This is a genomic window from Blastomonas sp. CCH1-A6 (genome assembly GCF_001556365.1).
GTDB lineage: Bacteria > Pseudomonadota > Alphaproteobacteria > Sphingomonadales > Sphingomonadaceae > Blastomonas > Blastomonas ursincola.
In genome coordinates this window covers 1-10,080 of sequence record NZ_LSIS01000163.1, presented here as the reverse complement: position 1 = coordinate 10,080, position 10,080 = coordinate 1, and the positions used below count along the sequence as shown (strand labels likewise).

12 protein-coding genes are annotated in these 10,080 nt (G+C 63.2%); 11 read left to right on the top strand and 1 reads right to left on the bottom strand.

Annotated features, from left to right (window positions below):
• The first annotated feature begins 209 nt into the window (after window positions 1-209).
• From AX735_RS26265 to AX735_RS06685, 10 genes are all read left to right on the top strand, one after another.
• Entirely contained in the window at window positions 210-443 is a 234-nt protein-coding gene (locus tag AX735_RS26265) for a site-specific integrase (RefSeq protein ID WP_066277581.1), read from the top strand.
• Entirely contained in the window at window positions 440-2,227 is a 1,788-nt protein-coding gene (locus AX735_RS06725) for a hypothetical protein (protein WP_030538912.1), read from the top strand. Before AX735_RS26265 ends, AX735_RS06725 begins: the two co-directional genes overlap by 4 nt.
• Window positions 2,224-4,449, top strand: a complete 2,226-nt coding sequence (locus AX735_RS06720) for an integrase (RefSeq protein WP_066277575.1) — start codon at window positions 2,224-2,226, stop codon at window positions 4,447-4,449. The genes AX735_RS06725 and AX735_RS06720 overlap by 4 nt, the downstream gene beginning before the upstream one ends.
• A gap of 44 nt (window positions 4,450-4,493) precedes the next feature.
• Window positions 4,494-5,396: an ArdC family protein gene (locus AX735_RS06715; RefSeq protein ID WP_066277572.1), complete on the top strand. Its 903-nt coding sequence runs from the start codon at window positions 4,494-4,496 to the stop codon at window positions 5,394-5,396.
• Entirely contained in the window at window positions 5,393-5,689 is a 297-nt protein-coding gene (locus AX735_RS06710; RefSeq protein WP_066277568.1) for a zincin-like metallopeptidase domain-containing protein, read from the top strand. The genes AX735_RS06715 and AX735_RS06710 overlap by 4 nt, the downstream gene beginning before the upstream one ends.
• Window positions 5,690-5,700: 11 nt before the next feature.
• A complete protein-coding gene (locus tag AX735_RS06705; protein WP_066120018.1) occupies window positions 5,701-6,123 on the top strand; it encodes a hypothetical protein in 423 nt (140 codons plus the stop codon).
• A gap of 305 nt (window positions 6,124-6,428) precedes the next feature.
• Window positions 6,429-7,382 (top strand): DUF2493 domain-containing protein, encoded by a 954-nt coding sequence (locus AX735_RS06700; RefSeq protein ID WP_066277563.1) that lies wholly within the window; start codon window positions 6,429-6,431, stop codon window positions 7,380-7,382.
• Between the two features lie 122 nt (window positions 7,383-7,504).
• Window positions 7,505-7,966, top strand: a complete 462-nt coding sequence (locus AX735_RS06695; RefSeq protein ID WP_066277556.1) for a DUF6878 family protein — start codon at window positions 7,505-7,507, stop codon at window positions 7,964-7,966.
• A gap of 10 nt (window positions 7,967-7,976) precedes the next feature.
• On the top strand, window positions 7,977-8,405 hold the full coding sequence (locus AX735_RS06690; RefSeq protein ID WP_066277551.1) for a DUF6915 family protein: 429 nt from the start codon (window positions 7,977-7,979) through the stop codon (window positions 8,403-8,405).
• A 303-nt stretch (window positions 8,406-8,708) separates the two neighbouring features.
• Window positions 8,709-9,098: a single-stranded DNA-binding protein gene (locus AX735_RS06685; protein WP_007688363.1), complete on the top strand. Its 390-nt coding sequence runs from the start codon at window positions 8,709-8,711 to the stop codon at window positions 9,096-9,098.
• Window positions 9,099-9,212: 114 nt separating this feature from the next.
• Here AX735_RS06685 and AX735_RS26260 read toward each other — a convergent pair whose 3' ends face one another.
• Window positions 9,213-9,443: a DUF6437 family protein gene (locus AX735_RS26260; RefSeq protein WP_231750040.1), complete on the bottom strand. Its 231-nt coding sequence runs from the start codon at window positions 9,441-9,443 to the stop codon at window positions 9,213-9,215.
• 323 nt (window positions 9,444-9,766) lie between these two features.
• Here AX735_RS26260 and AX735_RS06675 point away from each other — a divergent pair, with 323 nt between their 5' ends.
• Complete coding sequence (locus AX735_RS06675) at window positions 9,767-10,003, top strand: hypothetical protein (RefSeq protein ID WP_066277546.1); 237 nt, start codon at window positions 9,767-9,769, stop codon at window positions 10,001-10,003.
• The last annotated feature ends 77 nt before the right edge of the window (window positions 10,004-10,080 follow it).

Below are 10,080 nucleotides of genomic sequence, written 5' to 3'. Positions count from 1 at the left end.
AGCAGCACCTAAATCTCCACCGAAAATTACACCACGAGCGCGGACGCTAACCGCGCGAAGCCGCGGTCCTCTGGCTGACCGAGGTGGGCCATCCTGTGTTGCCCAACTCGTGGGAAGCGATCTTCGCACGGGCAAGCCGCCGTTGCACGGACGCAGGCATCCCGGTCCGGCTTAGCCCCCATCAACTCCGGCATTCCTTTGCAGTCCACATGCTGGCCATGCTGATCCAGCGCCGCCTCGCCGACGCAGCGGCACCAGTGGGCGCCATGGAAGGTTATCGCCAGCTGGTCGGCGATCCGCTTCAACAGGTCCAGCGATTGCTTGGCCATTCGAGCCTCGCGACGACCTCTATTTATCTGGATCACCTCGCCACGCGTGCCGATACCGTCGATGCGGCAGTCGAAGAGCTGTTGGCACTCGTACCAGGCTATCTTCGATCATGAGCGCTGCTCCACGCAAAGGACGCAAGGTCAGCTTCGAGACCGAGGCGGCTGCGCCCCAAGCCGATCCATGGTCGCAGATCAGCACGCTGCGCTTCATGATTCATCCCTTATATGGCGGCGAGCTGCTCGTCGATTTCACGGGCTTGCGGCCGCGCGGCCTGGCGCTCGCTTTTGCCCGGAGCCTGTTCAAGCTGGCCGCACCGCGCGGCCCCATCATGGTACGTTCGTCCCTCAAGACATACGCCAACCAGCTGCCAAGCTTCTTTGCCTACCTGGCCGGGACAGGCGACCGGATCAACGGCCCTGCTGACCTTCGCGCCCATCACATCGATGGATTTGAGACATGGCTCAGCGCGCAGGGCAAGTCTCGCGTGCATGGACAAACCTATGTCGCCAAGGTCGTTTCCGTCCTACGTCGCATCGCGGACGACAGCCCTGAGCTTGTCGATTGCGGCTTGCGGGAACGACTGCGCTACGTCAGCTCACACGCACACGTTCGTTCCCGTCCACGCGATGCCTACAGTCCGTATGTAGCCCGCCAGCTGCGCGATGCGGCACGCGCGGATATTGCTGCGATCGAGGCCCGCTTGCGATCGGGGCCACAGATCGATGAGGTGGCGCAGATCGATGGCGCATATTGCAAAGCCCATGCTGCCATCGAGACATACGGTGTTCTGGGCTACCGTGATCCCACGTTTCAGAGCCTGTACAAGCTGCGCAAAAAGCGCGATCTCACCAGTGACAGGCTTAACCTGAGCCTCCACGCAGCCCACTATCTTACTGCCGACGATATCGTCCCGCTTCTTGTTCTGCTCTTACTCGAGACAGGGCTTGAGCTGGAGTGCTGCAAGTCGCTCACCCTCGATTGTCTGCGCAATGCCGCAGGTGGTACCGTCGATATCGCCTACACCAAGCTGCGGGCACACGGTGCCGAGCACAAGACAATCCGGGTGCGTGATCGCGGCTCATCCACCCCTGGCGGTCTGATCCGACGCATCATCGCCCTATCGTCCAAGGCCAGGGTCCATAACTTTAGCGATAACCTTTGGGTCTATTTTCAGCCGGGCGAGATCACCGCAGGTATTCGTCAACTGCGCTTGAAGGTCAGTGCCTGGACGCAGCGCCATTGTATTACCGATGATCAGGGTAAACCGCTCCATCTGTGTCTTTCGTATCTGCGCAAGACGCACAAGGCCTTGTGGTATCTGAAGACCGAAGGCCACATGGCCCGCTTCGCCGTAGGTCATACCGTCGATATCGCGGCACGGCACTACGCCGATATTCCCTCCCTCAGACCGCTGCACGAGCAAACCGTGGCAGATGCCCTCGAAGAGGCGCTCGCTGGTCCAATGATCCTGCCTCCTCAAGACGAGGACCGGCTGCGCGGCAAGTTGGCAAGCCCTGATCCCGATGATGGGGGCATTTCAACCGCACTGCTCGATGGCGAACAAGACGTCTGGCTTGCAAGCTGTGGCAACTTCTATTCCAGTCCCTTCGCATCCGTCGGCACGCCATGCCCAACACCGTTCTGGGCCTGCCTCGATTGCCGCAACGCGGTCATTACCGCGCGCAAGCTGCCTGCCATTCTCGCCTTTCTCTCCTTCGTCGACGCTCAGCGGATCGGCCTGAGTGCCGCTGATTGGACCGCCAAGTTTGGTCATGCCCATGATCGCATCGTTCAGCAGATCCTGCCTGCCTTCGCCGAAGGCGTCGTGGCAAGGGCCCGTGCGCAAGTCGCGAACGACCCTCCCACGGTCTATCTGCCGCCAGAGGCACGGGTATGACCGTTGTCCAGCTTCTGGCGGAGAGCGACGATGAGCGCGATGCCCTCCCTGTGCTTATGTCCGCGCCTTTGCGCCCCGGCTGCGATCGCGCGCATATTTCACGATACGGCGATCCGGTGTGGGATCTGGCTCCCGGCGTATTTCGCGACAACGCGCGGCGCTGCCATGTCACGGTACATTTCGGCGGTATTGAAGACCCATCCATTGCTGATGCCCTGCGCCAGATTCTCGATGCGCGGCTCAATGTCGATCTCCCCGGTCACCGTTCGCGGCTTGAGCCGGCCGGGGTGCGCGGCGAGGCCAACCGGACCTTGCGCTTTTTCGACTTCGTGAAGGCTCAGCTGGGGCGTTTCGATCTCGGCCGGGTCGATCAGGCTCTGGTCGATCGCTACGCCGGATCTTTGCGCCTTGCCGGGCTGCGCCCAGTTGTAGCGGCAGCGCTGCTGCGGATCGTCTTTGACCTGCACGAGTTGCAGCATCATCTGCCGACTGCGCACCTGTCCTTCGAACCGTGGCCGGGACGAAGTCCGTTTTCCGTGGCGGGCGCAAAGCATATTGCAGGGGAGAACCGGACGCCGCGCATTCCCGAATCGATCATGACGCCGCTGCTCTCCTGGTCGTTGCGCTACGTGACCTGCCACGCAGGCGATATCCTTGCCGCACGGGCGGAACTCGATCGCCTTGAAGCAACGCGCAACCGTCTGATTGCCGCTGGGGAAGGTCTGGATCCCGCTGTTCGTCGGTTACGGCAACGCGAACGCCTTCTCGACTATGTTGCATCCTTGCGGCAGCATGGGCGCGGCATTCCGATCTGGACCACGGCACATAACGGCGCAACGCGAACAGACCCGCAAACCGGCGCCGTCACGCCGCCGATCAACTACCACCTGATCCACCTCCATGCCGGTATCAACGCGCAGGCCGAACCTGCCATGCACCTTGGCCTCGCCACCGGTGCACCAGACCTCATCGCCGCTGCCATCGCAGAACTCGGCACCGAGATCGGCGGCATGGATACGCCCATTTCTGCCGATCCCGATACTGGCCTGCCTTGGCGCACCCGCTTCGATGCCAAGGTTTTGCCCCTCGAGGAAGTCATGCTGCAGTCCGCAGCCTATATCGTATGTGCCTTTCTCTCAGGCATGCGGGACAGCGAGATCCAAGCCATGAGGCAGGGATGCCTGTCTATTACCAAAGCCGAAGACGGTACGATCTTGCGGCATCGTATCAAGTCCACTGCTTACAAGGGCAAGCGCGGCGGCGGCGAGGAGACCGAGTGGGTTACCATCGCGCCAGTCGCTGAAGCCATCGATGTCCTCGAACGCCTTTCCGCGCGTGCAGGGCAAGCGCGCGGAACAACGACCCTGTGGCCAGTCCTCACGCTCCGGGCCAATACCAAGACGCACGTCTCTGCAGAGATAGTCCGGCAACTCAACCGGTTCCGCGATCACCTCAATGACCAATTCGGATCCGCGCAGGCACCCGTCATTCCTGCCGGACCCGACGGCCGACAATGGCGTCTGACAACGCGTCAGTTTCGCCGCACAATCGCCTGGCACATCGCCAACCGGCCCTTCGGAACAATTGCCGGCATGATCCAGTACAAGCATGCCAGCGTTGCGGCTTTCGAAGGCTATGCTGGCAGCAGCCGGTCCGGATTTCGGGGAGAGATCGAAGCCCAGCGTGCGCTCGGGCAGATCGACGATATCCTTGTCTACTTCGACGAGCGGCAAAGTGGCGCACGCCTTGGCGGACCTGCCGCGAACAGGGTCGGAGTTGTGCTTGATACTGCCGCCCACGAGTTGGCGCCGCTACCTGCCATGATTGCCGACCGTCCACGTCTGCGCACCATGCTGGGCAGTCTCGCGCGGACATTGCATGTCGGCCCGCTGGCCGATTGCTTCTTTGATCCGGCAACTGCCCTGTGCCTGAACCGGAGTTCGGAGCCAGGCGCAAGCGGGCCAATGATCTCCATGTGCGAACCGGTCCGCTGCCCCAATGCCTGCATCGCCGAACGGCATCGCCCGGCATGGCAGCGCGGTGCTGATGAGGCACGGTTGTTGTTGCGCGAGAAGCGGCTTCCAGAGCCGCAGCGGGTGACGCTTCAGGCCGAGGTGGCCAGAATCCAGCGTGTTCTTGAACAGATCGCACCGGGTACCGCCACACCGCATAACGGTATGGCGGGAGAGGAAGAGGAGGCGGGTTTGCGGGTGACGGATTGAAGGAGCGGAAGACAGTTTCCCTCCGCCCGTCGTGGAGACCTGCCATGTCCCGATCCTACCCTGCTACGCCGCGAGCCGACGTCTATTCGCGCATTACTACCGAGATTGTATGTGCCATCGAAGCCGGTGCCGGCGATTGGCGTATGCCCTGGCACCATGATGGCGCTGCCACCACCAGGCCGCAGAACGTCACCTCCCGCCGCCGCTATCGCGGCGTCAACGTGCTCGCGCTCTGGATCGCAGCCGAAGCGGCTGCCTATTCCAGCGGTCTTTGGGGGACCTATCGCCAGTGGGCATCGCTTGGCGCACAGGTCCGCAAAGGTGAACGCGGAACGACGGTTGTGTTCTGGAAGCAGGCCGCATCGCGCGCCGATGATGATCATGACGATGGCGAAGCCGGACCCGGCCGCATGTTCGCGCGGGCCTTCACCGTGTTCAACCTCGCCCAGGTCGAGGGCTATGAACCCCCACCTGTCGCAGTTCTACCCGAGGGCGAGCGGTTCGGGCACGCCGAAGCTTTCGTCGCGGCCCTCAAGATCCCGGTCACCGAGGGCGCCTACGATGCGCACTACCGGATCGACCTCGATCACATCTTCATGCCGACCTTTGCCTCGTTTCGGGATGCATCAGCACAGATGGGCACGCTTTTGCATGAGGCGGCCCACGCCACAGGGGCAAAGCACCGGCTCGACCGCAACTTTGCCGAACGTTTCAAGCGCGACAGCTTGGCGATCGAGGAAATTTGCGCTGAACTGACCGCATCGTTCGTGCTCGCCGACCTCGGGATCGCTCACCATCCGCGGGCCGATCATGCCGCCTACGTAGCATCGTGGTTGCGCGCACTCAAAGACGACCCTCGTGCCATCTTCACCGCCGCCAGCAAGGCGCAGGCGGCCGCCGATTGGATGCACGCCCAGCAGCCCCAGCCTGAGGAGATGGCCGCATGATCCGCGCCCCGAAAATTTGCGGTGGAAGTCACATTAGGGCTGGACTGTCAGGATATGTCGCCGAGCTTTCGAGCGCCATGCTCGGCGCTGAGCTGGGGCTGCCGGTCACGCACCTCGACAGCCACGCAAGCTACATCGAGCATTGGCTCAAGCTTCTGAAAGACGACGACCGTGCCATCCTGACGGCTGCGGCCAAGGCCGAAGAGGCTTCGACCCTGCTGCTTAGGCTCGGCGGGCGGATCACGGCCGAGCAGTTTGACGGCGCGTCAGACGATGCTGCGCTTGCGGCCTGAGGGAGGATATCATGGGCCGATCGGTCAGCTATCCCAGCGGCGCAATCGTCGCATTCACAGTGCTCGAGGTCGAAGCCGAGGACGACTGGGAATTCGAATACGAGTGGCTGCGTGACGACCTGCGCGAGCGGGCCGGCCGAGCCTTCTCGTCGCTGATCCCGCATGACGGCTGGCGCGGCCGGGAGGACCGGATCCTAATGCGCAATGCCTATGCGGATTTCGGCGTATCGGTCTACGGTGGGCTGGTGGCCGTCTGGATCGTCGAACGCGATGACGGCGCCTATTGGGACGCCGATTGGCGCACGGCCCGCTCACCGCGGGCACAGCGCTGGCTGTCCCAGATCGCATCCCGCTTCGATGCCGTGTTCGGCGACTATGACTGTCTCGGGCATATGTCGAACGGAGAGGGCGTCTACGCCAAGCGAGCGGCTTGAGCCGAGCCGGGGCGGTGCATGGATGAGGCATAGGGCGTGTCCCTGCCAATGGATCTGTTCCGACCGCCCATGGCCTGGCGCCATGCGAGAGAGGCCCTGGGCCAGCCGCCAGTCTTGCGCAACCCGGCTTGGTCGGGCCCGTGTTGGCCTTGGCCCTTTGGGCTCAAGGCCTGCCCGCGCCAGCCCGCCAAGCCAGGTTTCCCCTGACGGGTGCGCAACCCTGCCGGAATGCTGGCCCTGACGGGCTCTCGCTGGCGCAGCCATGAACGGGTGCGTCGGCCTCACGCCAGTCAGGAGGACATCCCATGCACATGTCATTCGCCGATCAACTCGCCGGGCTCGATCTCGCCGGCTTCTCGATTGGACCCGCTCCCGTATCGACCAGCGATTTCCCAGTCCGGGAGGCGGTCGTCCAAACCCTCGAAGCGGTCTGGTCCGATCTTTTCGCCATGGTGTCCGGGACCGCTCTTGAAGCCGACGCCGAGGATCTTGGCTGGGCCTTCGTCAACATCTTCCATCGCTCGGCGGAACGCAAATCGACTGCCCTCGACCGGGCGACCGACGAGGTCCGAGCGCTGATTTCTACGGCTGATGGATCCGAGGTCCACACCCATGAACTCGAGACCCAGGTCGAGCGGGCGCAATGCGCCGAATGCGCGATGCTGGCGCTCGAAGAGATGCGCGAAGTTGCCGCCGCGCTCTACCTCAACGAGTTCGGTTCCTCGTGGAAACCAGTCTCCAGCTCGCGCTTCAACCACAGCGCAATGCTGACGTCCGCGCTCGTCGAAGGGCGCGACTTTCTGCGTGCCCGCGCCGAGGCCAAGCGCCGTGCGGCCGTGCCCGAAGGAACCCCGGTCGTGTTCGCTGGCGGGCGCACTCGCCATGCTACCGAAGACGATGCGCTGACCTTCGGCAACAATGTCTGGGCCACGCTCGACAAGGTCCGCGACCGCGTGCCGGACATGGTGCTCATCCACGGCGGCGACACCAAGGGCGTCGACCGTCTGGCATCGAGCTGGGCTGAACGTCGAGGCATTCCGCAGGTGACGTTCTCGCTCGATATGCGGCTGGGCGCCCGTGCCGGCTTCAAGCGCAACGAGCGGATGCTCTCCCTCGATCCGCGCTACGTCATTGCCTTTCCGGGCAATGGCGTACTCGAACGCCTGGTGATCGACGCCAAGGCTCGGCGGATCACCGTTGTCGATCGCCGCGGGCCCCTCGGCACCAATCCGAAGAACACTTCGGCCAGCACCGACTGAGACCCTGTCGGCCTTCGCGCCAGCGCCGGATCGGCGCTGGCGTCGTCCGTCAGAGGAAAGGCGAGCGCCTGTCGGTTGGAGCCAGCGGATGGTCGTCGGCTCCGTTCTACAGGAGGCATTCCATGATCGATATCGAAGCCGTGATGGCCGACTTTGCCGTTCGTCAGGCCCAGCGGCAGACCCAGGTGGTCGAAGAAATTCAGCAGCTCAAGTCCGTCATTCTCCCGCGCTTGCAGGAAGCCGGCATCGCCCGCGTCGAGATCCGCTTTGACGGTTGCGGCGACAGCGGTGCGGTCGAGGAATGTGCCTGCCTCGATGCAGCCGGTGGGGCGATCGCGTGCCCTGATGTTACGCTGCAGGAAGGCGAAGCGCATACGGCGGATGGTGCCGGTTCCGAGCAACTGCCGTCGCTTGGGCAAGCTCTCGAGCAGCTGACCTATCTGGCGCTCGAACGTCACCACCCTGGCTGGGAGATCAACCACGGTGCCTGCGGCGAACTCGTGATCGATGTGGCTGAAGCGACCTTCGTGCTCGACTGCAGCCTGCGCTTCACCGCGACCGATGATCACTCGACCGAGCTCTAGGAGATCTGGCATGGCCCACTGCTACTACCACGCCCTCTCGTCGGTCCGGAAATGGGGCGGCACGGTCGATGACTATCTCCCGCTGCACCAGTGGTTCGACCAGTCCAAGGCAATCCTGGCAGACCCTCGGCACCGCGCGCTGCGGCACCATGCCGAGGGGATATTCATGCTGGAGGCGATCTTCGGCGAGACCCTCGTCAATGCCGATGGCCGGGTCGTTCCGGTGCGTCTGGTCGGTGAACAGCACGTGCGCGAAGACTTGGGCTCGATCCCCTCCTTTGCTGATTGGGCGCGCTTGATCACGCCGCAGGCCTGGATGCTGCGAGGCAACCCTCTGGACGGCGCTAAAGGGGTGACGATCGATATGCCTGTCCCCGGCGAAGCAGTTGCGTCCAGGACCAGGCCACCTGCTGGAGGCGAGGTCCGTACCGTGATCTAGGAAGGGGTTCTCCGGTGGAGGGCTGGCGGGGGAGTGATCCGGCCAAGACCGGAGGGAAACGAGGCAGGGCAGACCTGTTCACGGCATCCAGCTCCACCCGGCTTCGATACAAACCTGTCCCTGAATCACCCCCCGTCGAGACGCGCAACCCGGATCAGGTCCGGCCGAGTTGCCGGGCTGTGCCCGGCTGCCCGCACCACCCGAACCAGTTCCGGGTTCCCCTCCGGTGCGCTTCGCCGCGGGGCGCTTCTGCTCGGGTTTGCAGCCGGGATGGACCCGGAATGCTCGATCAGGAGAAAGCCCATGACCAATCTCGTTATCCTCGTTGGCCGCATCGCTCGCGACCCTGAAACCCGCACCACCCAGGGTGGAACCAGCATCACCTCGATCTCGGTCGTGACTGACCGGCCCGCCCGCAAGGATGGCAAGACCTACAAGGACGAAAACGGCTACACCGCCAAGGACAGCGAATTCCATCGCATCACCTGCTTCAACGGCCTGGGCCAGAACGTCGCCAAGTATTGCACCAAGGGCCAGCTCGTGACGGTCGAAGGTCGCATCCATTACACCCAGTGGGAGGATCAGAGCGGCACCAAGCGCTACGGCTGCGAGATCATCGCCGACAAGGTCGACTTCCTCACCAAGGGCCGTTCGGGCAGCAACGAGGGAGCACCCGACATCGACGAGGACTGAATGTCCTTACCCCACGACAAGGCCCCGGTGGCGGATGCCATCGGGGCCTTTTCTTTTGCTCTGGGGCTATGCGGCGGCGCGGGGCATCGAACCCCTTGCCGCCGCTGGGTGGGGCTACGCAGGCGCGATCCGCTTCAGCGTTTCCTCGATCCCGAGTGCCATCGATGCACGCACGATCTGGCGCAGCTGTGCAGGTTCGATCGTCTCGGCGCCGCACTCGATCAACACCTTGCCGAGTTCGGTCGCTGCCTCTTGGCGAAGACGAGCTTCCTCGCTTTCGAGTTGGGCACGCTGTTCACGCAGCTTCTTCAGCGCATCGCGCGCAGTGGGTTTGGACCTGGCCATAGGGTTTCCTTCTTGCTGGCCGTTGGTCCCCTCCGCTGACGACACTGGCATTCGGGACGCGTGTAGGAAAATGGTTTGTGGGGCGATTGGTGCGCTTTCCCGCTGACGTTGGAGAGGTCTCTCTCGCAGAAAGACCAAGTCTGATGCGGGCTTTGGGGCTGCGTCAAGGACGACGGGGCCCCACCATTTTTACCGGGCAAGCCCGGCAAAAATCGTTGCCCCCATCGCCGCTTCGCGGCCGCTGACGCGGTCCCTGACCCAGCCCGTCACCCACATCTTTTGCAGTCCCTGATGCGACGCATCGAACATCAGGAGGAAAGATCATGTACGCTTCTCTGAACATTGCCGATGCCGGTCTCAAAGCCGATCAGGCCGCCTTCGTTGCCGCACTGGATCAGGCCCAGGCCCGGTCCTTTCACAGCTACTTCACGCAGTACATCCTGACCGACGACGAGGCAGGCTACATCGCGGTCGATGAAGGGGATTACGGCGCGCTGCCCAAGGCCTTGTTGGAGCGTGTCATTGATACGGTGCCGGGCCGGCTCAGCGATGAATTCTGACCCGCCGGTTTGGGAGGAAGTCCGTAAGCGGGGCGCTGACCCCACCTTGCGCTGATCGCTGACAGCATCGACTTTGC